The organism is Sulfolobales archaeon (genome assembly GCA_038897115.1).
GTDB lineage: Archaea > Thermoproteota > Thermoprotei_A > Sulfolobales > AG1 > AG1.
Window position 1 is genome coordinate 1 of sequence record JAWAXC010000022.1, and the last position, 25,447, is coordinate 25,447.

The following is a 25,447-nucleotide window of genomic DNA, read 5'->3' on the forward strand; positions in this document are numbered from 1 at the left end:
GGATGGTTCACCAGTTATATCCTGGATCTGGAGGACATTCTCTATATTGGCTAGCTCCCTTGCAACAGATTCGAGCTTCTTAGGATCTACCTTGATGAATATAAACGCCCTCACCTTGAAGCCCAGCCTCTGATAATCTATGATCGATACCACCTTCTTTATAAGCCCCATCTGCTTGAGCCTCCTAACCCTTATATATGCTGTTGATGGACTCATATTAAGTCTCTTGCCAAGCTCTACGAAAGTTATGTTTCCCTCCTCCTGCAGCACCTCTAGTATTTTTAGATCCTTCTCATCTATCTCAGACATGGCTTACACCCCCACTTTATATCATTAAAAAGTTTAGCTATAAAGCTTTTAAATCTATCCTCGAGCAGGTGCTCAGAGTATAGACTTTTCTATTATATCGAGCAGCTAGATTTATTATGTAAATATTTAATATTATTTGGAGTTGGGTATGGATAGCAATACTCTTAGCAAGATTATCGAGCAGCTAGATCCCCAGGAAAGGATCGTGTTTGAGTATTTTAGGAAAAACATATCTGTGGGAGAGATCCTTGCTGTGAAGGAGTTAAGGCTTCTCTATAAGCTAGAGGATCCCATAAGAGTCATCGACTCACTGATTAGGAAAGGGCTTTTAGAGAAGGGGGTTGGATGTATAAACCTATCCTCTAGTGTTAGGGAGATGCTTAAGAAGAGGGTATAGATAGCTACACATAGAACATAGATCGCCTGAGCCTATAGGAGCACCGCATATGGAGCATTTCCTCTCAACACCGCTGAGGATCTTTATAACCGCTTCAGAAGAGCTATACATGATCTCTGGCGAATGGCTATAGATCCTAGTAAGCTCGTCAACCCCTGGCACTGCCATACTATCTAGGCCTAGAGCTGCTTCCCCATAGCTATTAAATATATATTGGTTAGATAGAAACGCCAACGCAGTAAGATCTATTGAGGATAGATTATAGATAGGGTTTATAGTTATTACATCGCCTGCTCTTCGTAGGGGTTGAGACTCTACAGCGAGCTCGAAATCCATATAAGCAATGCCTAGAAAGCCTATGAGGGAGCATAGATCCCTAGGCCTTATAAGGGCAGATATATTGATACCAGTGGATTTGCTTGTGATAAAGCCTAGAATATATTCAGCTTTTAATAGGCAACCAGTAATCCTCACGGGATCATCAAATACCCTACATAGATCTACTATATATTTTCTATCCACACCGATATCCACCACATATATATCTCCCTTGGCAAACACATCCTTATACCCTCTATAGGAGAGGAGTGCTATTCTATTACCATGACTCCTGAGGCTCCTAGCAAGGTATCTCATAGAGATCCAAAACCACGGAGGGATCTTCAGAGGCTCTACAACCAATAGCTGATCTCCTGGATTTAGAACCCTATAACCCCCAATAGCCCTTCTAATAGCCTTCACAACAGCCCTTTCAAAACACCTAGTGCAGAGAGGTTCACCGGAAGCTCTTAACAGATAGGAAGCATCTCTGCCACATCTGGCACAGCTCCTCCTAGCTATCCCGAAACCAATTCCCACCTATATATATCGCAAACCAATATTAGAGTGGTGTGATGAGCGACTTCGGTTCTGAGCGGTGAAGAGCCGTGTGAGGGCTGAATACCTTAGGAACCGCTTAAATGGAGGATCTAGGCTTTTAACTGAAGACCTTTGTTTTCGAGTAGAGAGCTTCTATCTAATTTGAAGTTAGCTAGAAGAGCTATATCTATTACAGCTGAAAGCACCGCCCATTTAGAGTGGGGAGATCCGATTTATACGGGGGGTGATTATGTTTATCGGGGCTAGAAGGTGGAGTATGACAAAGAGGTATGCTTATAAAGCTTGATGAGAATCTTTGATTTGATATGCTGGCACAGTAATTTTTATTGGCGGCATATTGGTGAGCACTATGCTAGGGAAGATCTTAGAGGATATCCTGAGAAGATCTAGAGAGGCTGAGTGGATCTCCGAGGCCCTGGAGGAATATAGGGAGATCCTTGAGAGGGAGTGGCTTTCTAGGGATAGGCCTAGGGGGGTTGTGGATATAGATGTGAGGAGATACAGCAGGGCTGTTGTGATAGGAGATATACACGGTGATCTAGATACCCTACTTTCAATCCTAGAGCAAATAGATCTTGAGAGGGTTATGAGGGAAGACACACTATTGATCTTCCTGGGAGACTATGTTGATAGAGGGGATAAGCAGTTAGAAACCCTGCTCCTAATATCAAAGCTAAAGGCTCTCTATGGGGAGAGAGTTATAACTCTTAGAGGTAATCATGAGCCTCCTGAGAGCCTTCCAGTATATCCCCATGACTATCCAGAGGTTCTTAGATGGAGGTTTGGCCCGCTGTGGAGAAGCTTATATGATCTCTCAAGAAAGATTTTCGATCTACTACCCTATGCAGCAATATATAGAGGCTCAGCCGCCTTCCTCCATGGTGGAATACCTGTTTTCTCAACAATAGATTGCTGGGAGGATGTGAAATGCATATTAAATGCCGAGGAGAGTGAGAGAACATTAGAGGAGATCCTATGGAACGACCCAGCAGAAGACCCGGATATAGAGTATGCACCATCACCAAGAGGAGCAGGCTATCTATGGGGGGAAAAGATAACAGAGATATTCCTGAGAAAAACAGGTCTAAAAGCAGTTATAAGAGGCCATGAGGCTGTGTGGGAGGGCTATAAGCTAAACCATGGATCAAGAGTAATCACGATCTTCTCGAGGAAAGGCCCTCCCTATTATAATGCATATGCAGCAGCATTACGAATAAACCTAAGGGATTTTAAGGGGTTCTCCAGGGAGAACGTATTGCTACTGTGAGTCCAAAGTCCTCTCTAGCCCTATATCTACTCATATCCCAGGGATTAGAGGCTTTTATCCATATCTATTCTAAGATCTTCTTAGGGGTTATGATTATATCTATGGGAAGTATCAGCTGGGTTCGAATCCTTTTTCCCTCCTTAGATCTATCATGTCCTCGAGATCTTCCCCAGTGCTTATAAGGGTTACTGGGATCCTTAGCTCGTTCTCGATATTCTCTATAAACCTTCTAGCCTCTGGTGGAAGTTTATTCCATTCTCTAACACCCCTTGCCCCTCTGAATAGGGCGTCTATCTTTGTTATAGCTATTTGTGTAGCCGAGTTGATCTTAACAGCTCTTCTGGCAAGCTCTATGTTGAATGGCGCCACCCTTCTAAGCCTCCCCGTAACTGTGCCCCTCTCTATGAGGCCTAGCCTCTCTATCTCCTCCAAGCTCAGCTCCCCCTCTAGCGGTCCCTCACCAACCCTTGTGATATATGATTTAAAAACAACTATGATATCCTCAACATATTTTGGTCCTAGGCCTGCCTCTGATAAGATGCCTGATGCCGATACATCTCTAGAGGTCACATATGGATATGTTCCGTGGTATAGGCTTAGATAGAGCCCCTGGGTCCCCTCCACCATGGCCCTCAAACCCTTATCAATCAGCTCCAATATCTCTGAAACGCTATCACATAGAAGTGACTCGAGCTCCTTGAACTCCCATGCTAGCTTGAGTCTTCTTAGAACTCTCTCGGCTGTTGCAGCTCCAACACCTTGGAACGTAGATCCTATTCCTCTTAGAATCTCATCCCTCCTCTCAGCCTCCATATGCCTATCCTCTATAACCCCAGCATATCTATCAACACATATCCTACCAGCAACCCCTGTCTCTGATATCTCTCTCAGAAGTACATCGATCTTTACCAGCGATCCCCTAGCTATGTAGAGCCTTAGATCCTTGTTAACAAATGCCGATGGCACTATTCTTAGCTTCCATGTCCTCCCATTATATACTACAGTGTGACCAGCATTGATGCTCCCAGTTCTCATAGCAGCAGCATATCCCCCATTCAAACCCAGGTATCCCGCCACCTTACCCTTGCCCTCGTCTCCGAAGAAGCCTCCACATATAACTGTTATCACTGCTTACCACCCACCCATGGCTCTCTATAATAGCTCTCCCTAATCGCCCCTGGCGCGAGCACTATAAACCTTGCCTTCTCCCACAGCTCCTCAATATTCCTAGCACCAACATATGAGAACCCAGATCTTATGCCGCTTACAAGGTTTGATATAACATCTTGCACAGATCCTCTGTAGGGGATCAGCATCTCTATACCCTCTGAGGCGTAGGAGGAGAGATCCTCGGGATCCTGGCCATCTATAGAGAGCCTCTGGATATAGGAGGAATTGCTAGCCATACCCCTATAGAGCTTATATTTATAGCCCCCAATCATAACAGGCTTACCAGGCGCCTCATCCGTTCCAGCTAGTAGATAGCCTATCATAACGCTTGAAGCCCCAGCTGCTAGTGCCTTAACAATATCCCCAGAAGATCTTATACCGCCATCAGCTATAACAGGGATCCCATATTGCCTTGCAACCCTGGACACCTCGATTATAGCTGTGAGCTGGGGAACACCAACCCCAGCAACTATCCTGGTGGTGCAGGCATGGCCAGGCCCTATACCAACCTTCACCCCATCAACCCCCAGCTCTATTAGATCCCTTGCAGCCTCAGCAGTAGCTATGTTACCAACCACTATATCAATATCATCCCCTAGAACCCTTCTAATAGATTTAACAGCATCCATAGCCAGCCTGCTATGGGCGTGGGCAACATCCACTACAATAGCATCTACCCCAGCTCTATATAGCTTTTCAGCCCTCACAAGATAATCACCTCTAACACCTACAGCTGCAGCTACAGCTAGCCTTCCATCCCTCCCTATAGCCTCGCTGCTAGAGACACCCACAGGCTCCTCCTTAACCTTTAGAACCTCCTCAACCTGTCTCTCAACAGGTATGAACCTATGGATAACACCTATACCACCCATCCTAGCAAGTGCTATCGCCATTCTATGCTCTGTAACCGTGTCCATGGCTGCGCTTGATATGGGTATGTTTAGCCATAGCCTTCTAGAGAACCTTGTTTTTAGAGATACCTCTGATCTTGATGCCAGATCTGAATAGCCTGGTACGAGGAGAACATCGTCTAGGGAGAGACCATAGCCAACTATTTTCCCCAGATATCCCTACACTACCGTGGTTAAAGGGGTATTTAAGCACTGGGTTAGGAAAAAACATTTTTTTAACATGAAAAAGTAAAATCTATTCTCTAAATCCTCTTAGTAACTATTTCATAGGCTATTTCAGCAGCCTTCTCACCAGAGAGTAGCATAGCACCAAATGTAGGTCCCATTCTGGGGAGGCCGTGGTATTCAGCAACACTTATCCCAGCCAGCACGAGGCCTGGGAATACCTCGCCTGTTCGCTCCACAACTAGATCCTCTGAGACATCAGCCCACATAGGCCCGAGAACCGAGGACTTGAGGAGCCCTCTAGAGGCTAGCTTTCTAACAGCTGCTGCCTCATGCCCAGTAGCGTCTATAACAACCTTAGCCTCAAGGCCTATAGGATCTAGGCAGGTGATCTGCCTCGGCATACCCTGGACAGGTGCTGAGTTAACCACCACACCCTCTACCCTTCCATTCCTCACAATGAGATCCTCTAGCACTGTGAGTGTCAGAGCTCTAGCACCAGCCTCTAGAGCCTTGCTAGCTAGCTTAGAAGCCGCTAGAGGGCCGTGTGCAACATATAGACCTTTTCTATACTCTTTATAAGGTATCCCAAGCTCATCTAGGATCTTATTAGCTGGATATCTAAAGGTGACTGGATTCATTAGATAACCCCCCATCCACATGCCTCCACCAAGGTAGTTGTTCTGCTCTACAATGAGAACCTTCAACCCTCTGAGGGCTAGCTTCCACGCAGCAGTTAAGCCCGCCGGGCCTCCCCCCACTATTATCACATCACTCCTCGAATACTCCCTTATCAGATTATTGAACTCCTCAACAATTGCTGTCGCTATCTCCGCCTCAGAGACATCTGCAAAGATCTTATTACCCATGGGCTTTCACCAAAGGGAATGCGATAACTAGTTTATAAAAGCTCTATAGATTATCTATAGATCCTAGATGGCTTAGCCTAATAGAGATCATTGCTTTAAACCAAAGGCATCGACCCTATACTCTATACTCTCTGACAGGGCTAGAAGAACTCTCGCCTCGGCATATTCGATGCTCGTCCGCCAATATGATCTCTAGTATCTCTTCTATTTTTTAGATCTTTGTTAGAGGTTTTGATGTTATTCTAAGTGGGTTTCATAAGTATTTTCTCCTCGTTAAGTATTTGCGATGATACTATGATCAGTATTAATGAGAATGCTAGGAGATATCCTAAGTGCACTATAACCCCTATGGGATCGCCAATGGAAAAGGTCTTTATCGCCAATACTGAGTGCGTATATGGCAGGATCATCAGCGGGCCTAAAATCCACATGGGGAGTCTATCGAGATCAACGAACAATGCTGAGAAAAATATCGATGAGGATATAATCGTTATTATCGAGGAGGCTATCTGAGCTGTTCTCATAGTTGCGCTTCTAACTATAGCTGGGAGGGAGAGGGCTAGTGTTGAGAGTATTGTTAGATAGACTACAACTGCGCTTAGAACAACTAGCTGTGGATCATATGCCCTTCCCCCTAGAAGTCCTTGGGAGAGGATCTGGAGGAATATTATCACAGCGGCAACCTCCACTATAGAAGCGAAGAGCCCCACCAACGAGCTTGAGAAGGCCTTGGCCAGCACCAGCTCCCTCCTCTTGAGGGGAGATATGAGGAGGATCTCAAGTGTTCTCCTCTCTTTCTCACCCAATATAGAGTCGACAACATATGTTGTTGCAGGTGTGGAGACAAATACTAGTGAGAATGCGAGGAGCCTGGCAATATAGATCCTCATAGCCTGCTCAAAACTTATCTCAGCCCCGGAAGGCGTTATATAGGCTGTTAAGAGAACCAATATAGGATCTCTAACACTGCTTGGATCCACCTTAACCCCTGCTCGCATGGATAGAAGCTCTATCTTCATATTAGATATATTGATAGATAGATCCTGGATAGCTGAGTAGAGATCAGAGATAAGCCTATCAGCCCTCGGAGAGCCAGGGATCCTCTGGATCTCTAGCACAGCCCTATCAACTAAGGAGGAGAGGTTTTTGGAGAAACCCTGGGGTATTATGAGCACAACATCTATAGGCGATCCTGTATCCCCTCTATACACAATATAACCCTTAGAAGCCATCGAGGAAGCTATATAATCCTCAATATATGAGGAGGAAATAGAGATATTACCTATATATCCAGAAGAGCTATCTCTATTCACAATAAGGAGAGCACCCTGCTCCAGATACTGGAGATACGTTGTCATAAAGCCTAGGAGAGGTAGCATTACAAGTGGAAGAACAGCTAGGGCTGCGAGAGTCCTGTAATCCCTTATAAGCTCTAATAGCTCCTTCCATAGGAGGGGCTTTATAGCCATCTATATCCAAGCAGCTATATGTCTAAGAAATATATAGATAATGATATTATACCGGTCAAAGAGGATTACAATACATGTTTTATTGACTATCTATATAACGATCCGCCTAACTATATCTTTCGCAAATGGTATATCGATTATCAGCGAGAGCGTGAGAACCCCCTCCCTATAGCCTATCAACAACTCCCTATCATATCCCCCTATTGCTTTCCTAACAGCAGATATTATATCCCTCAGATCTAGGGGTCTCTGCCATGCTAGGATTAGAAGAGGATTACAGGATTGAAGATTATAGATAAATGATCCAGGTTCTCCCCTATAGATCGCAACACTATATTCCTTGCTAAAATATAGAGACTCATCTCTTAGCCTCATCTCAACCCTATAAGACCTAGCCCTAGATCTTGCATGTGAAATAATAGAGCCCTTTATACCACATCCTCCAAGCTCCAGGCTGAATGTCGCTAGCTCCTCCCCTTCTCCCAGCTTCTCCTCAACCCTAATCATGGGGAGGCTTGGGAATATCGGTATTAATAGGAGATTTTTAAAACCCACGCCAGCAACTCTATATATATCTCCGATTAATACACCCTCATCACCCCTCACAGCTATGATCGCACCTAACGAGCCCAGTCTACCCAGATCCCTCATATCGATTCCTAGCTGGCTCTCCCCTAGCTTCTCGATTCTAACCAGCGTTATATATGATCTACGTCTATAGGATCCCTCGATACGCGCTCTACAGATCTCCACCCTGCCGCCGAGTAGATTTAGATAGCCATATCTCTTCAGATCCTCAGCTATTCTCTCAATAGCATTATTCATCCTAACCTTATACAGGATCCAAAGCCCATATGATCCAACTAGTATGGATAGGAGAAGCAAGAATATAATCTGCCCCCATGTGGGATATATACTAGTGAGCACAACATAGAGTATATAGGATCCAATAGCCATCGCTAGCATATTCGAAATAACCCCTCTAGCTATGCTACCCTTAACAACAACCAAAGTATATGATCTAGCATCCATCTATTCGAAGCCCCTCAATAATATGGATAGACTAAGCATAAACTTCAGACTATATCCCTGCATATCCCTATATCCTCAGCTAGGTAGCTATAAACCCTAGATATCCATGAATAAAATATATGATGATATCTTGACTATATCCTTCAATAAACTTCAATAAAATATATCCTAGTAATATGTTGAAAGATCTCCCCTAATCTATTCTAAACTTTTTTGATCGATAATTCAACCCCAGCTTCCCTAATTATCTTTTTCACCATCTGAGCATCTATATATGGTATTGTTGATAGTCCTTTGCTAGCTAGATACGATACTAGTGCTTGTGCAAGCTCCCTATCTATATAGCCGTCTATATCGCCCTTGTAGAAGCCGAGCCTGCTGAGGGCTAGCTTTAAGATCTTCACATCATTAGCTGGCATAGCTATTATATCCCTCGAGCCGGGTCTCATAAGCCTTGTTGAGTCGTATAGCTTGAATATCCTTATAAGCTCTATAACAGGCTCTGGATGATCGTCTACCCTGAGATCTACATATCTATCTCCAAACCCTAGGAACCCTCCATTCTCTCTAACAACAAGTATTGCTGCGCTCTGCTTTCCCCTTCTATCCCCTCCAGCCCTGTCACCTGCTTCTAGGGCTGCGAGGAGCTTATCTACAAGCTCTCCCTCTGTCGATTCATATGCCTCTAGCATGGCATCTAATACCCTCTCCCCAACCAGTATATTCCCAAGTGCCACAACGTGTTTCCCAAACTTATGCCCCTTCCAATCTATACAGTTCCTCCCAGTAAAAGCTGCAACCCTACCCCTAGCATCTACTATCCCAACCTGTCTAACCTCTCTATCAGGATCCTCCCTCAATAGCGTGTCCAGAACAGATTGGGGATCTATGCCCCTGGCAAGCATCTCCAACCCTCTAGGGCCATAAAGATAGTTAGCCCTAGCCTGGGTTGCTATAGCACCAACACCCGCCCTAGCATGTGGAACAACAGCCCCCGCTGCTAAAAATTTGCTGGCAACAGCAACCCCTAGATCACCTGTATATGGATCGAAACCCACGATACTAAAGGTCACGACAATCACCATTTATCTTAATCCCGAAAAACTATATTTTTATCGAAACACCGTTTCTCCCTAGATGTTCATTCCATTCATCTTATAGTTCTTGGTCACATCTAGAGGTTCTACCTCGCCCATAGGGATCTCGGTATCCCTATAGGCTCATGGGTGGCTGTAGAGCCCAACGGCATGGGGCTCCCATCTAGGGTAAACCTGCATAGGCTTGGAGCAGCGCTCCCATCACCCAGGCAGGCTCTAAATATATAAGCTTATCCTCTAAACATCAAAAAGATTGCAGCCCCATAGCCGTCTATGGAGGGCTAGATCTATATTCTCCATATAACCCCTGCAGATCTTTGATCGCGAGACCCCTCAAAATAAAACTAAGTTAGAAGAACATCCACCGCCTATAGCTTTCTAGATCTCCATAGCAGATTCATCGCGAACTCGATTATGGAGAAATATATTTTGGAAACCCAGAGATCTATGGATGTAGCATATAGATTAAAAATAAATCCGGTGATGCATAAGAGACTACGGTGATGTATGGGGCCCTCGCCAGAGGGCATCTGATCTGTGATGTAGGGCCAAAGCTCTGATCAAAGGAGAATTATGGGAGAGAAACAACGCTGCTGTTTCCACCTAAAAACTATATCTATAATAGCTATACTTGTTCTTCGAAGAAGTGTTTTAAGAATTTTAAATGGTAAGGCCTGTCGCTGTTGTTATTATGCCATTATCACGGCTATCATTGCGTAGTGACCGAAGCCGCAGGGTTCTGCGCAGAGCGTATGGTATTTACCCTGTTTTACAGCTGAAAGCTCTGCCCTCTAAGCCGAAGAGGAGATCACACACGCTATAATGAGGATCTATAAATATCTAGAGCCAGCCAGAAGAGCTGAAGAGGCTATTTAGAATAAAGGAACCAAAGATTCTGCAAAGAAATGACACCCTATTGCTTGGCACTCCTCAATGGAGGCTGTTTCGGGTTTAGCGATATATCTAGATATTTCTATTTATTTCTAGTTGTTGATATTTTTGTATAGTGGGTTGAAGATTCTGAGGAGAACTGTTGTTCTCGAGGCTTGGCTAATAGGTTTGGCAGGAAAGCACTTAAAGAGATTGGAGAAGCATATAAAGAGATGCTAGGCTATGCTCTAGAGCATAGCGCTTCACAAGAAACATTACATAAAATCTTCTACAATACATCTCTCCTCAGATCGGAGGGGTATGGCGTTCCCCTGACAGAGCCCCATGGGGTGCAGGTGAAGCTATTGAACCCACACCAAGGGCTAACCCCACTCACGGAACTCTAATTACTTCTAAATATTTTTAGTTCCATGAGTGGGGAAATGCTCATATAAGAAGAAATAGAACGAAATATTTAAGGTTTCCTGCCCCTGCCCATCTAGCCTTACTAATGCTTATTATCTCTAACAAGTATTTTCTAGCTGGTGGCATTCTCTGGGTATAGCTACATGGCTTAATAATAATTTGACAAAGCTCTGTATCCAGCCAGCCGAGGCTGTGAAGTCCATGGAAATAATCCCTTTAGACTAGCTGAGGTGCGCTGAGATGTACTTGTCAAGCGCTAAGACCATGGCCAGGGGCTCTCCGAGGGTTCTAATGAATGTGGACTGGGATCTAGCTATATCGAGTCTCTTCATAAGGCTTCATAGCGATTTGAAGGACAACTTAGTGGGGATCGTGATTCCTGAGGGTGAGGTTTATGAGAGCAATGTCCTCGTCATTGTTAAGAAGAGGGATCTAGATACCATCTCTAAGATCCTTAGGATCGCTGGCGAGGTTGAAGATATGTTCGGCGGGAGGATCGTTATAAACCCATACATAGCCCACGAGGGTGAGGAGAACGTTATTAAGGCATTCAAAGAAGCTTCTAGAGGAGGCAGCTAAGGATCTCGAGATCGGATGTTATAACAAGGCCGCATCGGCATCCTACTTCGCAGTTAGGAAAGCCTCAGAAACACTACTCAGGATCCTAGGGGAGGCAGTCCCCAGGAGGGACGATAAGCTGGCCAACGCGATAAAGTACAAGGGCTTAACAGAGGTCTCCGAGATCCTAAAGATCCTCTACCAGGCCAGGAAAGAAGCCGACTACGGCGAGGGAGTAACCGAGGAAGAGGCCAGAGCAAGTGTCGAGATGGCTAAAAAGGCTATAGAAGTTATCGAGAGATTCATAAGCTTAGTTGGCAGAGACTCAGTAGTTCCATAGGTAGATATCCATAATTTCTCATACAGCTCCCGATTTTTAAGTCAAGCACGCTCCTCAAGAGCCTGGCAAGAGTTCGAAGATAAACTTCGAGATTGTCCATATATGGAGCTATGGATATCTGCTGAGGAGATTGAAGGAGGTTGGAGGACAGGAATATAGTTTCTCCTAAGACTGAGGAGTGTGAGGATATAGAGATAGCTGGCAAGGGGATCGACGATGTTGGTGAGGAGAGAATATGTGTCGAGAGCGCCTCAAGATCCAGCATTAGACTTGAAGATCAAAGGATGTTTGGTGCTTTCATAGACGATGCAGTATCCAACTGACTTATCAACTATGAGTATTGGAGATGTCGAGATACCTATCCACCTAGTATGTATAGCTGCTGGAGCCTTTGAGAGGAATAAGTTTGGAGTCCTCTAAGACTCCCATATACCGCTATAAGAGGGGGCTTGGAGCAGTTTCAGTTTGAAATACCTCTGGGTAACAAACCTTATAAGCCTATGTAAAACCCGAAACGGTTTATGAGGATGGGGGAGAAGGCATGTTTATAAGTGTGTATGTGTATTTAAAAGTTGGTAGGGGTGTAGAGATGGGTGTGAAAACGATCACTATATCGATCGAAGCTTATGAAGCTCTATTAAAGCTTAAGAGGCCTGGCGAGAGCTTCTCAGACGTGATATTGAGGCTTGCAAAGAAGAGGAGTCTATTAGATCTCGCGGGTGTGTGGAAAGATGTTAATGATGAGGAGTTAGATAAGATATTGAAGGAGATAAGAGAAGCATGGTTAAAATGGGGTACCAAGATAGAATGATTGTTCTAGACACCGATATCCTGATCGACTTTCTAAAGGGTAGAGAGTTAGCTGTGAATATAATAAGGGGTTTTCTAGAATCTAGAGTCCGCCTAGCAACAACGGTTATAAATATTTTCGAGCTGTCCTGGGGAGCATATAGAATTGGTAAGTTGAGGGATGTTGAAGAGCTGTGCGATATACTAGAGATCCTCAACCTCACATTGAGGGAAGCTTTAAAAGCCGGCGAGGAGATCGCATATCTATATTCAATAGGGCATCCTATAGATATCAGAGATCTACTGATCGGAGTTATAGCACGTGAGAACGGATACCCAATCCTCACAGGCAATACTAAACATCTCAACAAGATACGCGGGCTAAAGGTGATACCATATCACAGAGGTTCTAGCTCATAGCAGTTCAGGCTGTTGCAGGTTTAGCGATAAATTTAAATATCTCTTATCACTCTAGTTTACTTGGTTGGGGCAGAGGGCTGCCCCAGTGATTCGCGCTGCGTTGAGGGGCAGCGGAAAACACACCAGGTGGGAGCACTGTGACGTTGGGCTCGACAGAGCCCCATGGGGTGCGGGTGAAGCTGGTGATCCCACACCAAGGGCTAACCCCACTCACAAACACCGTGAGTGGGGAAACGCTCGCCTCACTACCCTCTATTAGCACCCTAGGGGAGAAGGTCAGAACCTTTTATCCTAAATCGTAGTTTCACAATATAAATTCTGTTCAATTATCTAGGAACCATTATCGTTTAGGGGTTAGGTCTTCATTGCTGTTCATGGTGTTTGATATCCCCTCTCGCCCTCATACTCTCTGTCTGCTCCCTATGCCGCCTGCGGGAGCTAGCCTCTCCTCGGGGACGTGGAGTGCTCCTCGGACGGCTTCTCCTCCTCATATTGCTCATAGAGTTCATTGCGTCGTGTCCCTCTAACCCATAGTTTTGCTAGAAACACTATAGGTTATTCTGTACCATAAACAACCATGAAAACCAGAAGAGAGGCCAAAGGTAAGAAGTAGCCATGAGAACAAATAGCTTTTAGCATTAAGTCTATAAGCCTAATTTGCTCTAGTCCCTCTGAATATATATTTATGATTAGAGCTAAGATTGAGAGTAAGCTTGAGTTGAAGTTCAAAGAGCTAGCTATGAAGAGATTTGGTTATAGTAAGGGGCGATTAGTAAGGCTGTCGAAGAGGCCATCTTAATGTGGATAATGTTTGCTGAAAGGAGGTCCATCGTTTTCGAAGGCTACCTCGTTGAGGTCATTGATAGAATCTTTTCCGAGATCGATATGGACTCTATCGAACTTCAACATAGAATTAAGGACATATAGACGTCTACGGAGGTAGACTGGTGTATCTAATAAACAGAAATATATTCTTAGAGGTAATGCCGAGATGTGGTATATGAAAATCCGAAACAGCTTCGGAAAGGCTTATCAATTTGCTGTTAAAAAGCGATGCTCAAGGATTCGAGTAGCTATGAATAGAGAGATATTTAATTAAAGACGATCTTATCGAATCTGGATCCCCTCTCTCTTTAGCTCCTCAATAGCTTCTTTAGCAGCCCTGAAACCCTCAACACCTGCAGGTGCTCCGGCATATATCATTGCCTGTATAAGGGCCTCTTTAATCTCCTCCAATGTACATCCATTCCTTATAGCCCCCTTAACATGGATCTTAAGCTCGTTAATCCTACCCAACGCTGCTAGCATCGCAATATTTATGAGACTCTTATACTTTCTCGGTATAGCTTTTCCAGCCCATACTATCCCCCACACATATTCATTCAATATATCCTGAAGATCTCTATCAAACTCCGTAGCACTTTTCATAGCCTCCTCAACATATTTCTCACCCAACACCTCCTTCCTTATCCTAAGACCAACCTCATACCGTGACGACATATTATTCCCCCCTAACCCAGCATACTAACTAAGACTAATATCTATAATCTATGGATTTCTAGAGTATCCATATATTTCTAAAAACCCGGGTTCTTCACAATCTAATTTAGAAGCTGGCTTCAACTACTCTTTGGCTTTTGGTAAATAGACTATGATCTTTTAAAACAGATAGGGCGAAAAACCCTAATAATAACGGAATCTTAGAAGGCATTAGCAGATAATTATATAGAGAAGCTAAGCTATAACACGGGGTTTCAATTATATTGGGTAAAAGCTTATACTGCCCATAATAAAACATACTATGGTGGGCCGGTAGCTCAGCCTGGAAGAGCGCTCGGTTGGCATCCGAGAGGACCCGGGTTCAAATCCCGGCCGGTCCACCATAGATCTTCTAATTATTGCTGTGTATAGACTAGTATATATATGGGATAAGATTAAATAAAATTAAATTAAAATTACTAGCATAGCGTATTGGATATAACTTCGCTGGACGGCTCCTATATCTCTTTAAGCTACTCAGAAGATATTTAGAAGAGATCCTTATCAGGAGCCTATGGAACTAAATTTTCCGGGTTTTTAACGATATTATGTTATCAGAATAGTTCGTTATAAAAAGTTATTGGTTTTGCTTTTCCTGAATATGTGTTTATTTATGTTTTTATGTAATATGGTTCTGAGACCTTGCTTGACGATACAAGTACTATCCACATTCCTCCGGTAGCGTGTCCTGGGATTCCACATGCTATCCAGTATATTCCTTCTGCTACTGATGATGCCTTTAATACTGTGCTCTGACCAGGATCTATTCCTGTGAGGTATCCTGTCTTTCCTTGGGAGCTATCTGGCGCCCATGCTAATAGCTCTCCATCTCTAGAAGGATCTGTGCTTTTTGGTACCGCTGTGTTGTTCTTTATCAACCCTACGCTGTGGGGCAGACCACCAGGATCTTTGTTTATATATGTGATCTGTAGATTCCAACCAGCTGGGATATATATTACAAGCCTACCTCTGGTTGTTCCGTTAAAGTCTAGCTGTGATGTCACTGTATCCAGTGTGACAAAGACTGTTTTGCTCGATGCGTCATAGGGTAGCTTGGTTCCTTCAGCTGATGGTGGTGTTGTCTGTGCTGGTGGAGATGGTGGAGATGTTGTCTGGTATCCACTTGGTCTTGATATGTTTTGGATATATAGTGCTATCAAAACTACTGCTAGGATTATAACTACGATGGCTATAACGGCTGTTGTTGTGCTTATCGCCCTTCTATATCTGGTCAAACTGGTTCCCTTCTATATCCTGCTTTCAAAGATATAAATCTGGGTAGGCTAACCCATTAGTTTATCTGGAGCTATATATTGTTGGATAGCTATATACTGTTATATATAGGTATATACATGGGTTTCTCGGATCACATGTATTTCCTCGCACATGGTTAGGCTATTTAGATAATGTTCTATCTCAGAGAGGATCTATAAGATCTATCTAGGGATCATAGATAGCCGATATAGACGAGAGATTTCGCTTTCCAGTATATAGGAAGGCCATATATGGCTTAGTATTAAAGACCTCTGGCGGTATATAGATTAGATGGGTATCAATGCAGGGTGAGCTATACATAGAAGCTGTGAGGGCCTCGAGAGAGCTTATGCCCGTATCTGTAGCTATTCTTAGGAGCATAGGTAGAACACCTTTCGCGGATATCGAGCTTGTGAGGGGAACTGAGGTTGAGCTCCCTAGGTGGCTTGCAGAGATTCTGGAGAGGAGGGGTTATGTAGAGGTTAGGAGAGAGATCAGGGGTTCGAGTGATATAAATAGGGTTAGATTCTCTGAGGAGGATCATGCCAAGAGGGGGGGACTAGCTGTCTCTAGGATTCCCCCGGACTTCTATCTCGAGGTTGCAAGAATTGTTAGGTTGTTGGAGGATAAGGTTAAAAAGGGTGGATCGCCAGACGATCTCAGAGAGCTTGAGGCTATATATAAGGCTATGAACAAGATTATTCAGATCAGGATGCAGAAGATATTGCTAGCATCTATACTATATAGCGAGAGATCCTCAGAGCTTGAGAAGAACCTAAGTGTGGAGGAGAAGGCTCTATACAGAGCTATAGATGATGATGTGAAGTATTGGCTAAAAATAGCTCTGGGTGGGAGGGGTGGAGGCAGCTCTCAGTGAGAGGATAGAGGATCTCCTGGGAAGATTCCTCGAGTTCATAGATAGCGTAAAGGATAGCGATGGATCTATAAAGTATAGGAAGAGGATCAGAGAAGCGATTGCCGGGGGCCTTAGAAGCGTTGCGATCGACTATATAGACTTGATAAACTTCGACGAGGAGCTCGCGAGGATCGTTATTGAGGATCCGGGGAGATCTATAAAGATCCTCTCCGAGGCATTGACACAGTCAGCAAAGACAGAGTATGTTTTATTCACCGGAGAGCTTATACCGAGGTTCAGAGGCCTTCCCCATAGTGTTTCGATAAGGGAGATAAGGAATGAGCATGTGGGGAAGCTGATCCAGGTGGAGGGTATAGTGGTTAAGATGACACCACCGAGGCAGAGGGTTGTGAAGGCTGCGTGGCAACATATAAACCCAGAGTGTGGTGAGAAATTCTATGTAGATGTAAGCTCTGAAACACTTGAGAAACCCCCATACTGTCCTAAGTGCGGCATGTCCTCAGGGGTCTTCAAATTCTTGGAGAATGAAAGCCTATACATAGATCACCAGAGGATCTCTATTGGAGAGGCTCCTGAGAATGTTCCCTCGGGTCAGATGCCAAGGCAGATCCAGGTGATCCTTGAGGGGGATATAGTTGATAGAGTCCGCCCAGGGGATAAGGTACAGGTGATCGGGATAGTTAGGCTAGCCCCTATAGGGGGTGGGCAGAGAAGGGCTAAGGGGGTATATGAGATCGAGATCTATGCGAACAACATAGAGACAGGGGTTAAGGGTGTTGAGGAGATAGAGCTCTCTGAGGAGGATATCGAGGAGATAAGGAAGCTTGCTAGGGATCCACTGATAACCAGGAAGATCGTTGCCAGCATAGCCCCAGCTATACATGGCCACTGGGATGTTAAGGAAGCGATAGCACTCCTACTCTTCGGAGGTGTTCCAAAGCAGAGGAGCGATGGCACGAGGATAAGGGGGGATATACATGTGCTAATAATAGGCGATCCAGGGACAGCCAAGTCCCAGCTCCTCCAATTCACATCCAAGGTGGCTCCAAGGGGTATATATACTACTGGAAAGGGATCTACAGCTGCTGGGTTAACAGCAGCGGTTGTCAGGGATAAGAATACAGGGGAGTACTATCTAGAAGCAGGTGCAATGGTTCTAGGTGATATGGGGGTTGTATGCATTGATGAGATCGATAAGATGAGGGATGAGGATAGAACAGCTATACATGAGGCTCTAGAGCAACAGACGGTATCGATATCCAAGGCCGGTATACACGCCACCCTCAATGCCAGAGCATCTGTGCTTGCAGCAGGTAACCCAAGGTATGGGAGGTATATAGATGATAGGCCTTTGATAGATAATATAAACCTCCCAGTAACTATACTCTCTAGATTCGATCTCATATTTGTTCTCAAGGACCAACCATCTATAGAGGAGGATAGGCTTCTAGCAGAGCATATCACAAGTGTTCACTCAAGCTTCGAGGAGATAAAACCCCCAATAGATCCTGGGCTTCTGAGGAAATACATAGCCTATGCTAGGAGATATATAAGGCCTAAGCTAAGTGAGGAGGCTAGGAAAATGATCTCTGATTTCTTCGTCGAGATGAGGAGAGCATCGGCGGAGAATAAGGAGACACCGATAGCTATTACAGCTAGACAGCTCGAGGCCCTTATAAGGCTTACAGAGGCCCATGCGAGGATGAGGCTCAGCAACATCGCAACCGAGGAGGATGCTGCAGAGGCTATAAGGCTTATGAAGACAATGCTAGAGAGCGTTGGGATAGACATTGAGAGCGGATCGCTAGATATAGATACAATAATGACTGGAAAGCCCAAGAGTAGGAGGGAGAAGATGATAGTGCTCGAGGACATAATAAAAGAGCTCTCAAGCACAAGCCAGCTTGGATGTGCAAGCGTTAAAGAGATACTGAGCAAGGCAAAGGAGATGGGGATAGAGGAGGAGACGGCTGAGAAGATGCTCAGCCAGCTATTGAAGGAAGGCATAATATATGAGAAAACATCTGGGTGCTATAGAAAAGCATAGAGAGATCACATACTCCACAGCAAAGCACCATCTAGAACATAGGAGAGGCGACCTATGGCCTAGTAGAGATCTCTAATCACTTACTAGCTCTGATAACCTTTCAGCTCTAGTTTAGCGTTTGGAAAGTCCCTTCTCGTAGAGGCAGAGATCTTACTATAAATATAAATCTTTGTTATGTTATATGTATAGGCCATGACATGTCAAGGCTAACACTATATCTCCTAGCTCTTAGACCCTGGAGCTTCCCGATGACCGCTGTCTCTATAAGCGTTGGGGCTACATATGCCTATAGCTCTAACCACATCTTCGATCCAGCTATATATTTGATCACCCTCTTAGGATCCATAGCTCTCCACTCTTTTGTAAATATAACCAATGATTACTTCGACACAATGTATGGCGTTGATAGGCCTGGAGCACCTACTACTAGGTATAGACCTCACCCAATAATCTCTGGGATCATGACCCCTTCCCAAGCTATAATGACCTCTATATATCTCTTTGCCATGGCATTAGCAGCAGGAATATACCTTGCAATTATAGATAGATGGCTCTCAATACCCCTTGGAATTCTGGGGGTTATAGTGGCTCTAGAATATACCGCACCACCTGCTAAGCTTAAGTATAGAGGGTTTGGAGAGGCTGCTGTATTCCTCATGTGGGGCCCCCTTATGGTTCTCGGATCTTATTACACCCAGACTGGATACTTGGAGATAGAGCCTATCATAGTCTCAATACCAATTGGTATCCTAGTTGCATCTGTCCTTCTAATAGATTCGATTAGGGACTATGAATATGATAGATCAGCCGGTATTAAGACCCTCACAGTTATGCTGGGAAAGGATGTGGCGTTAAAGCTATTCACAGCAATGATTACAATAGCATATGTGGCAACACCGATAATATATATAACAGGTATAGCAGGCCCATGGATTCTAGCACCCCTCATAACAACACCTAGAGCAATAAACCTGGTAAGATCTTTTCATAGAGAGATGCCAGACACGGCTGCGCCACAAACAGCACAGCTAACAATGCTCTACGGCATAGCAATGGCCCTGGGATTAGCATTACAAGGGATCCTGCAATAGCTCGATAAACACGATTTCTAGCTTTTTATCGGGCTAGATATTCTTGAGAAGCGGAATTCGGAATTTAGATCCTCTTCTCCAAATATCTTTTCTCCCTATTGGATCTATGTTTCTAGCTTTATATACTCTTCAAAGTACTTCGATGGGAATCTAAGTAGGTTCCACTCCGACTTCGAATATTTTGATTCATACAGCTTATCCGCCAGCCCGATCTCCTCCCTCATTGACATATCTATGAGGGGCTTTTTACCTAAAAGCTTCGAGCACGCCTTTATAACCGCGTCTATTATATCGCTTATATGGAATCTCCTACCCAAAGCATCATTTAGATTTGCTACCCTGTATTTAACCTCCGAGATCTTCTTAACAGCCAGCTTAGCCCTTGAAACCTTAAGCACACTCCCCAGGATCTCGAAGTTTATCTCAATTAATAGTGTTCCGTGGAGTAAGTAATAGCTATCTTTAAATGTAGCCACTGTCCCCGAGATCTTCCTCCTCCCCAGAGGCGTTTCTATAACTACATCAGTCACATTCTCTATACTCGCCTCAACACCAAGCATTTTAAGAGCATCTATAAACCCTCGAAGAAGATCTGTGTAGAGAAACTTAGTCCCACCCCCAGGCGGACCTCTAACGGCTATGAACCAGGTTAGACACCCAAGATCTTGATATACAGCACCTCCCCCCGTGAATCTCCTAACTATAGTGGCACCTATCTTCCTAGCCCTGTCAAAGTTAACCTCCTCCTCAGCGAATTAGAAGTATCCTAGTATAACTGCATTCCTATGCCTCCAGATCCTAAGAGTATCTGGAACAATACCAGCTATAAGGGATCTCCACATAGCCTCCTCAAATGCTAAGCTCTTCTGAGGGTTATCCGGGATCTCGTATATCAGAACCCTTAAATCGCTGGAGCCTAGCATACCTCGCCAGCCTCCTTAATAGCATGTAGAATCGCTGTTTTGAAATCATCAACACTAGATCCTATGCTCTCAACCACAAATGATCTGAAGAGCTCCTCAACAACCCCACCGATATAGCTGGGATCCACCTTAAGACCTCTTAACCTATTCTCGAGCATGAAAACAGCATCCTCTGGATATATAAAGAAATCCCCAGCTCTCCTTATATCCTCGATCACACATCCTAGACGGGGATCGCGAAACTCCGATCTCTCTATCCTAGAGAGAGGTCTTCACTCGTAGTAGAGATAGCTAGGTGTCTATGGGGATGATCGGTTGATATAAAGGTTATTATGTATTAATATTGTTGGTGATTAAGACTATGCGGTTAAATCACTCCTTAACATCGATGAGCAGATCTTATAGGGCTAGGATTAGCTATGACTCCTCCAGCAAATGGGATAACGCTGTGATCGATTTTATTGTGGAGCTTAGAAAGATCTTAGGCCCCACTTTTAGGGGTCTTATAGCATATGAGGAGGGAGAGGAGTTCTATGAGAGCAATGTCCTCGTAATCCTATCTAAAATGGATCAAGAGACCATGATGAAGATCATGGAGATCAAATTCGCAATAGAGGATAAATATAGAGGCGAAATCACAATAAGCCCCTACATAGCCCTAGAGGGAGAAGAAATTGTCACAAGGATCAAAGAAACTGCTAGAAGAGATCATGTGGATAAAAGGATACTTGAAAAAGCTCTTGAAGAGTTCAGGGAGGAGGCCTTGAAGATCAAGGGTATTGTGGACATTATAATCCCGGGAGAGGAGTTCTATGAGAGCAATGTCCTCGTAATCCTATCTAAAATGGATCAAGAGACCATGATGAAGATCATGGAGATCAAATTCGCAATAGAGGATAAATATAGAGGCGAAATCACAATAAGCCCCTACATAGCCCTAGAGGGAGAAGAAATTGTCACAAGGATCAAAGAAACTGCTAGAAGAAGCTATAAAGGATCTCGAGATAATGTGCTATAATAAGGCGGCCTCCGCCTCTTATTTTGCTGTGAGGATGCTTGCAGAGGAAATTCTAAAGGTTCTTGGAGAGAGTATACCTAGGAGAGATGATAAGCTCGCAAATGCGATTAAAAACAAGGGGCTTGTGAGGGAAGCAGCTGCTATGGCAATCCTATATTCTCTTAGGAAGAAAGCAGATTACGAGGCCATGGTGGGGAGGGATGAGGCTGAGCTTGCTGTGAAGCTCTCTATTGAGGTGTGTAGATCTCTTGAGGAGTTTCTTAATAGGATTAAGGGATTCAAAATGTAAAAAAGAAAAAGCTAGCTCTTTTCTTTCACAACGGTGTTTCTGAGGGTTCCTATTCTCTCTATATATGCTTCAACTACATCTCCGTGTTTTAGGTATTTACCGGTTGCAAGTGCCACTCCTGGAGGTGTTCCTGTAGCTATTATATCCCCTGGCTTTAACGTTATGCCATCTGTTATGAATTCTATTATCTTATCTACCTTGAATATCATGTTCCCTGTATTGCTATCCTGTCTTGTCTCTCCATTCACCTTAAGCCCTATTCTGAGTGAATGTGGATCTGGGATCTCGTCTTTGGTGACTATCCATGGCCCCATAGGAGCTCCTGTATCCATGCCCTTTCCATGTAGCCATCTCTGGCCAAATGGATCTAGCTTCTCCGGCCAGCCGGGGGGCATCTGCTTATCTCTATAGCTTATATCGTTGAACACCGCATAGCCGAAGACATAGTTCATAGCCTTGGAGGCCTCAACATACTTACCCCTCCTACCTATGATAACCGCTAGCTCAACCTCGTAGTCAACCTTCTCAGAGGATCTAGGTATTAGGATCGGCCTCTCATGGCCTATAAGAGCACTAGCAGGTTTGTAAAAGACGTAGGGGGCCTCGGGAGGCTTGATCCTGGATTCCTGTGCATGCTCCATATAGTTGGCTGCGAGGCATAATATCTTCTCCGGAGCCAATATAGGTGGGTAGTAGTCTATGGAGTCAAGCCTATATAGGTTCTTTAAAAGGGTGGGGGATGATGATCTAAGGTCTTTCTCAGCATCGCTAACAAACCTCCTAAGAAGATCTAGGGCAGGCTCTCCACCCTCGATCAAGAGCTTGAGATCTGAGAACCAATTTGGTGGAGTAGCGTCATAGAGATCCTTGAAGCCTCTATACACATCTAACACATGATTCCCTATAGCAACACCGAGCCTAGGGGAGTCGAGACCCTTCGGAGAGAAGGTCAGGAGCTTCATATAACCACCGAATTACAAGTTTTATACAAGTATATATTTGATTTTATTCCTCACCTCTTAGAAACATGGATCAATAGCTTCCCAACAACCCTACCCTCCTCTAACTCCCTATGAGCCTCGGGTATCTCCTCAAAGCCATACTCCCTATATATTATCGGCTTTATACGGCCCCTCCTAACCATCTCAAGAGCCTCTGCAAGCTCCCACCTATTACCACCAGCAGTTCCCGTAATGACTATACCCTTCAGATATGCCCTTCTAAGCATAACCCTAGCCTCGCTCCCAGCTATAACACCAATGATCACGAGGATTCCCCCTGGCCTCAGCATATCTATGGACTTCTGCACAGTATCCCCTCCAACAGAGTCTAGAACAATATCGACCCCCTCTCCACCGGTTATCTCCGCAACCCTTGAGACAACATCCTCCTCCCTATAGTATATAATGTGATCCGCCCCGATAGAGAGGAGCCTCTTACCCTTTTCACTATCGCCAACAGCAGCTATAACCTCAGCTCCGAAGAGCTTAGCTATCTGAATAGCGTAGGTGCCAACACCTCCTGAGGCAGCCCATATAAAGACCCTCTGCCCAGGCTTTATCTTAGATAGGGTTACAAGGGATCTCCAAGCTGTCACCAGGGCGAGGGGTATGGCTCCGAGCTCTTCAGACCTTTGGAACCCATTAACTTTTATAAGGGTTTTAGCGGGTAGAACGATATATTCTGAGTATGATCCCCACCTATTATGCCCAATAATATATCTATTTCTACACATATTCTCAAGACCTAAGGAGCAGTAATAACACCTCCCACAGCCATATATAAAGTTAGCCACAACAGCGTCTCCCCTCTCAAAGCCATATACACCCTCCCCGAGATCCTCGATGAAGCCATAAACATCCCCACCAAGGATATGGGGGAGCCTAACCCTATACTCTGGATGTCCACTCCTAATCAATATATCAGCCCTGTTAACCGATGTAGAGACGATCCTTACTAAAGCCTCGCCCCACCCAGGCTTCTGCCCCTCTATCTCCTCGATCCTCAGCACCTCAGGACCTCCAAAAGATCTCAGAAGATATGCCCTCATAGAACCACCTTAAAAATATTTAGAGTGGGCCTATAACCTTGAGCACTGTTTTTAGGAAGTATTCCGTAAATATATGAGTTCGCCCCCAATAATCATATGTCCCCTTATAACTTACATTCCATCTAACAGGCTTCCACTTATCTGGATCTAGGATTAAATAGTTATCAGTCATAAGCTCTACCCTTCCACCGCTGGGATCTCTTGTATAGAAGTAGTAAGCCTGTGCAGCACCATGTCTCCCAGGGCCGACCTCTATTGAGTCATATAGCTCTGCAGAGCCTAGTATATCCGCTACTCTGAATATATCCTTAGCGTCTCTAACATAGTAGGCTACATGGTGATGTCCATGGATACCTCAATATAGAATATAGCCTTCGCATTATTCCTGAAAAAACTAATAACAGATCATCCCGAGTTGAAGAGAATAGCCGTAATATATGCTGAGACAGATATGAGCGTTGGACATGCCACATGGACTAAAAGGATTTTAGAGGACTGGAGAATAGGTGAGATCGTCTTCTACGGCAGCTACCCAACAACAGCCACCGATGTTAGTGGCCTTCTACTAAAGGTTAAGGAATCACGCCCCGACATAATGGTTGCACATACATATGCAGGCGACACACTACTAGTATTCTCACAGATGAAAGAGCTAAACATATCTGCGAAGGTTCTAATAATCGGCGGCGTTGGGGCTACAACATCCGCCTTCTATACAAGATTCGATAATAAGACGAAGGAAGGTGTTATAACGTGGAGCAACTGGTATCCAGATATGCATCCAACTATCAAGGAGTTCTTCAATAGATATTATAGCAAGTATGGATATACACATATGAACGTTCAACAGGGCCTTGTCATGATAAGCTGCTTCATATTTAAAGAAGCCATTGAGAGGGCGGGAACCCTTAACTATGATAAGATAAGAGAGGTTCTTGGTAGCAGTGAGTTTGACACGCCATTCGGAAGAATAGGTTTCTCTAACCAGATAATAAATAGGCCATGGATCCTCTTTATACAATATCAGGAGGAGTTGTAAAGCCAATATACATGGCAGCTGGTAGATATCCAAACACGCAGGAGGTGAACGTCCCCTACATAGTCAGCTATATCTATCCAAAGCCATCCTGGTAATTCTATATCTGAGTAATTTTTTCCCTTGCTATGGTGTTGGTGTTATAGCTGGGGTTGTAAGCCCTATTATGGGGTATCCCTTCTGGATTATCCATTTGAATGCTGCGTCAGCTGCTATGGCGCCTTCTGCTGCTGATGTTATCACCTGTTGGTAGTAGTATTTGTTCTTTCCTCCTGCGCAGTCCCCTGCTGCGAATATCCCCTCTATGTTTGTGTATCCACCTGGTTTGACGTCTATCAATCCTTTCTCATCTACC

Annotated in this window: 30 protein-coding genes and 1 tRNA gene; 14 read left to right on the forward strand and 17 right to left on the reverse strand. The window is 44.4% G+C overall.

Annotated features, from left to right (window positions below):
* A partial coding sequence (locus QXE01_04340) for an Lrp/AsnC family transcriptional regulator (protein MEM4970464.1) occupies positions 1-309 on the reverse strand: 309 nt, incomplete at its 3' end.
* A gap of 148 nt (positions 310-457) precedes the next feature.
* On the opposite strand from QXE01_04340, the gene QXE01_04345 reads away from it, so the two are divergent.
* Positions 458-706 (forward strand): hypothetical protein, encoded by a 249-nt coding sequence (locus QXE01_04345; GenBank protein MEM4970465.1) that lies wholly within the window; start codon positions 458-460, stop codon positions 704-706.
* Here the strand turns inward: QXE01_04345 and QXE01_04350 are convergent.
* Complete coding sequence (locus QXE01_04350; GenBank protein MEM4970466.1) at positions 665-1,564, reverse strand: hypothetical protein; 900 nt, start codon at positions 1,562-1,564, stop codon at positions 665-667. The two genes, QXE01_04345 and QXE01_04350, sit on opposite strands and share 42 nt — an antisense overlap.
* Positions 1,565-1,934: 370 nt before the next feature.
* Between QXE01_04350 and QXE01_04355 the strand changes: the two genes are divergently transcribed.
* Positions 1,935-2,852: a metallophosphoesterase family protein gene (locus tag QXE01_04355; GenBank protein MEM4970467.1), complete on the forward strand. Its 918-nt coding sequence runs from the start codon at positions 1,935-1,937 to the stop codon at positions 2,850-2,852.
* Positions 2,853-2,963: 111 nt separating this feature from the next.
* Here QXE01_04355 and QXE01_04360 read toward each other — a convergent pair whose 3' ends face one another.
* The 6 genes from QXE01_04360 to QXE01_04385 form a co-directional block, all read right to left on the reverse strand.
* Entirely contained in the window at positions 2,964-3,980 is a 1,017-nt protein-coding gene (locus QXE01_04360) for an adenylosuccinate synthetase (GenBank protein ID MEM4970468.1), read from the reverse strand.
* Positions 3,977-5,086, reverse strand: coding sequence for an IMP dehydrogenase (locus QXE01_04365; protein MEM4970469.1), 1,110 nt, complete (start codon positions 5,084-5,086; stop codon positions 3,977-3,979). Before QXE01_04365 ends, QXE01_04360 begins: the two co-directional genes overlap by 4 nt.
* An 89-nt stretch (positions 5,087-5,175) precedes the next feature.
* Complete coding sequence (locus QXE01_04370; protein MEM4970470.1) at positions 5,176-5,967, reverse strand: sulfide-dependent adenosine diphosphate thiazole synthase; 792 nt, start codon at positions 5,965-5,967, stop codon at positions 5,176-5,178.
* Between the two features lie 242 nt (positions 5,968-6,209).
* Complete coding sequence (locus tag QXE01_04375) at positions 6,210-7,436, reverse strand: ABC transporter permease subunit (GenBank protein ID MEM4970471.1); 1,227 nt, start codon at positions 7,434-7,436, stop codon at positions 6,210-6,212.
* A 90-nt stretch (positions 7,437-7,526) separates the two neighbouring features.
* Complete coding sequence (locus tag QXE01_04380) at positions 7,527-8,468, reverse strand: hypothetical protein (protein MEM4970472.1); 942 nt, start codon at positions 8,466-8,468, stop codon at positions 7,527-7,529.
* 203 nt (positions 8,469-8,671) lie between these two features.
* The gene (locus QXE01_04385; protein MEM4970473.1) at positions 8,672-9,541 is read right to left on the reverse strand and encodes a DUF1028 domain-containing protein; all 870 of its coding nucleotides are present in this window, start codon (positions 9,539-9,541) and stop codon (positions 8,672-8,674) included.
* Between the two features lie 1,566 nt (positions 9,542-11,107).
* On the opposite strand from QXE01_04385, the gene QXE01_04390 reads away from it, so the two are divergent.
* The 5 genes from QXE01_04390 (at position 11,108) to QXE01_04410 (ending at position 12,968) form a co-directional block, all read left to right on the forward strand.
* Positions 11,108-11,440: a hypothetical protein gene (locus tag QXE01_04390; GenBank protein ID MEM4970474.1), complete on the forward strand. Its 333-nt coding sequence runs from the start codon at positions 11,108-11,110 to the stop codon at positions 11,438-11,440.
* The gene (locus QXE01_04395; protein MEM4970475.1) at positions 11,388-11,759 is read left to right on the forward strand and encodes a HEPN domain-containing protein; all 372 of its coding nucleotides are present in this window, start codon (positions 11,388-11,390) and stop codon (positions 11,757-11,759) included. The genes QXE01_04390 and QXE01_04395 overlap by 53 nt, the downstream gene beginning before the upstream one ends.
* A 140-nt stretch (positions 11,760-11,899) precedes the next feature.
* The gene (locus QXE01_04400) at positions 11,900-12,082 is read left to right on the forward strand and encodes a hypothetical protein (protein ID MEM4970476.1); all 183 of its coding nucleotides are present in this window, start codon (positions 11,900-11,902) and stop codon (positions 12,080-12,082) included.
* 218 nt (positions 12,083-12,300) lie between these two features.
* On the forward strand, positions 12,301-12,570 hold the full coding sequence (locus tag QXE01_04405; GenBank protein ID MEM4970477.1) for an antitoxin VapB family protein: 270 nt from the start codon (positions 12,301-12,303) through the stop codon (positions 12,568-12,570).
* A complete protein-coding gene (locus QXE01_04410) occupies positions 12,567-12,968 on the forward strand; it encodes a type II toxin-antitoxin system VapC family toxin (protein MEM4970478.1) in 402 nt (133 codons plus the stop codon). Before QXE01_04405 ends, QXE01_04410 begins: the two co-directional genes overlap by 4 nt.
* Positions 12,969-14,075: 1,107 nt before the next feature.
* Here the strand turns inward: QXE01_04410 and QXE01_04415 are convergent.
* Positions 14,076-14,468, reverse strand: coding sequence for a carboxymuconolactone decarboxylase family protein (locus QXE01_04415; GenBank protein MEM4970479.1), 393 nt, complete (start codon positions 14,466-14,468; stop codon positions 14,076-14,078).
* Positions 14,469-14,774: 306 nt separating this feature from the next.
* On the opposite strand from QXE01_04415, the gene QXE01_04420 reads away from it, so the two are divergent.
* A tRNA-Ala gene (locus QXE01_04420) sits at positions 14,775-14,851 on the forward strand.
* A gap of 267 nt (positions 14,852-15,118) precedes the next feature.
* On the opposite strand, the gene QXE01_04425 is transcribed toward QXE01_04420, so the two are convergent.
* The gene (locus tag QXE01_04425) at positions 15,119-15,742 is read right to left on the reverse strand and encodes a sulfocyanin-like copper-binding protein (GenBank protein MEM4970480.1); all 624 of its coding nucleotides are present in this window, start codon (positions 15,740-15,742) and stop codon (positions 15,119-15,121) included.
* Between the two features lie 320 nt (positions 15,743-16,062).
* On the opposite strand from QXE01_04425, the gene QXE01_04430 reads away from it, so the two are divergent.
* From QXE01_04430 to menA, 3 genes are all read left to right on the forward strand, one after another.
* Positions 16,063-16,638: a hypothetical protein gene (locus QXE01_04430; GenBank protein ID MEM4970481.1), complete on the forward strand. Its 576-nt coding sequence runs from the start codon at positions 16,063-16,065 to the stop codon at positions 16,636-16,638.
* On the forward strand, positions 16,619-18,685 hold the full coding sequence (locus tag QXE01_04435) for a minichromosome maintenance protein MCM (GenBank protein ID MEM4970482.1): 2,067 nt from the start codon (positions 16,619-16,621) through the stop codon (positions 18,683-18,685). The genes QXE01_04430 and QXE01_04435 overlap by 20 nt, the downstream gene beginning before the upstream one ends.
* A 197-nt stretch (positions 18,686-18,882) precedes the next feature.
* Positions 18,883-19,776, forward strand: a complete 894-nt coding sequence (gene menA / locus QXE01_04440) for a 1,4-dihydroxy-2-naphthoate octaprenyltransferase (protein ID MEM4970483.1) — start codon at positions 18,883-18,885, stop codon at positions 19,774-19,776.
* 104 nt (positions 19,777-19,880) lie between these two features.
* On the opposite strand, the gene QXE01_04445 is transcribed toward menA, so the two are convergent.
* The 3 genes from QXE01_04445 to QXE01_04455 all read right to left on the reverse strand — a co-directional run bounded on the left by QXE01_04445 (position 19,881) and on the right by QXE01_04455 (position 20,917).
* Complete coding sequence (locus QXE01_04445) at positions 19,881-20,336, reverse strand: hypothetical protein (protein ID MEM4970484.1); 456 nt, start codon at positions 20,334-20,336, stop codon at positions 19,881-19,883.
* A 195-nt stretch (positions 20,337-20,531) separates the two neighbouring features.
* Positions 20,532-20,699, reverse strand: coding sequence for a hypothetical protein (locus tag QXE01_04450; protein ID MEM4970485.1), 168 nt, complete (start codon positions 20,697-20,699; stop codon positions 20,532-20,534).
* A complete protein-coding gene (locus QXE01_04455; protein ID MEM4970486.1) occupies positions 20,693-20,917 on the reverse strand; it encodes a hypothetical protein in 225 nt (74 codons plus the stop codon). The genes QXE01_04450 and QXE01_04455 overlap by 7 nt, the downstream gene beginning before the upstream one ends.
* Positions 20,918-21,060: 143 nt before the next feature.
* Here QXE01_04455 and QXE01_04460 point away from each other — a divergent pair, with 143 nt between their 5' ends.
* Together QXE01_04460 and QXE01_04465 are read left to right on the forward strand one after the other, a co-directional pair.
* Entirely contained in the window at positions 21,061-21,717 is a 657-nt protein-coding gene (locus QXE01_04460) for a hypothetical protein (GenBank protein ID MEM4970487.1), read from the forward strand.
* A 34-nt stretch (positions 21,718-21,751) separates the two neighbouring features.
* The gene (locus QXE01_04465) at positions 21,752-22,006 is read left to right on the forward strand and encodes a HEPN domain-containing protein (GenBank protein MEM4970488.1); all 255 of its coding nucleotides are present in this window, start codon (positions 21,752-21,754) and stop codon (positions 22,004-22,006) included.
* A gap of 11 nt (positions 22,007-22,017) precedes the next feature.
* On the opposite strand, the gene QXE01_04470 is transcribed toward QXE01_04465, so the two are convergent.
* The 3 genes from QXE01_04470 to QXE01_04480 are packed head-to-tail and all read right to left on the reverse strand — an operon-like array spanning position 22,018 to position 24,408.
* The gene (locus tag QXE01_04470) at positions 22,018-22,968 is read right to left on the reverse strand and encodes a fumarylacetoacetate hydrolase family protein (GenBank protein ID MEM4970489.1); all 951 of its coding nucleotides are present in this window, start codon (positions 22,966-22,968) and stop codon (positions 22,018-22,020) included.
* 50 nt (positions 22,969-23,018) lie between these two features.
* Complete coding sequence (locus QXE01_04475; GenBank protein ID MEM4970490.1) at positions 23,019-24,056, reverse strand: zinc-binding dehydrogenase; 1,038 nt, start codon at positions 24,054-24,056, stop codon at positions 23,019-23,021.
* 19 nt (positions 24,057-24,075) lie between these two features.
* Positions 24,076-24,408: a VOC family protein gene (locus QXE01_04480; GenBank protein ID MEM4970491.1), complete on the reverse strand. Its 333-nt coding sequence runs from the start codon at positions 24,406-24,408 to the stop codon at positions 24,076-24,078.
* Positions 24,409-24,471: 63 nt separating this feature from the next.
* Between QXE01_04480 and QXE01_04485 the strand changes: the two genes are divergently transcribed.
* A complete protein-coding gene (locus tag QXE01_04485) occupies positions 24,472-25,095 on the forward strand; it encodes an ABC transporter substrate-binding protein (protein MEM4970492.1) in 624 nt (207 codons plus the stop codon).
* 123 nt (positions 25,096-25,218) lie between these two features.
* Here QXE01_04485 and QXE01_04490 read toward each other — a convergent pair.
* The coding region (locus tag QXE01_04490; protein MEM4970493.1) for a hypothetical protein at positions 25,219-25,447 on the reverse strand (229 nt) is incomplete at its 5' end.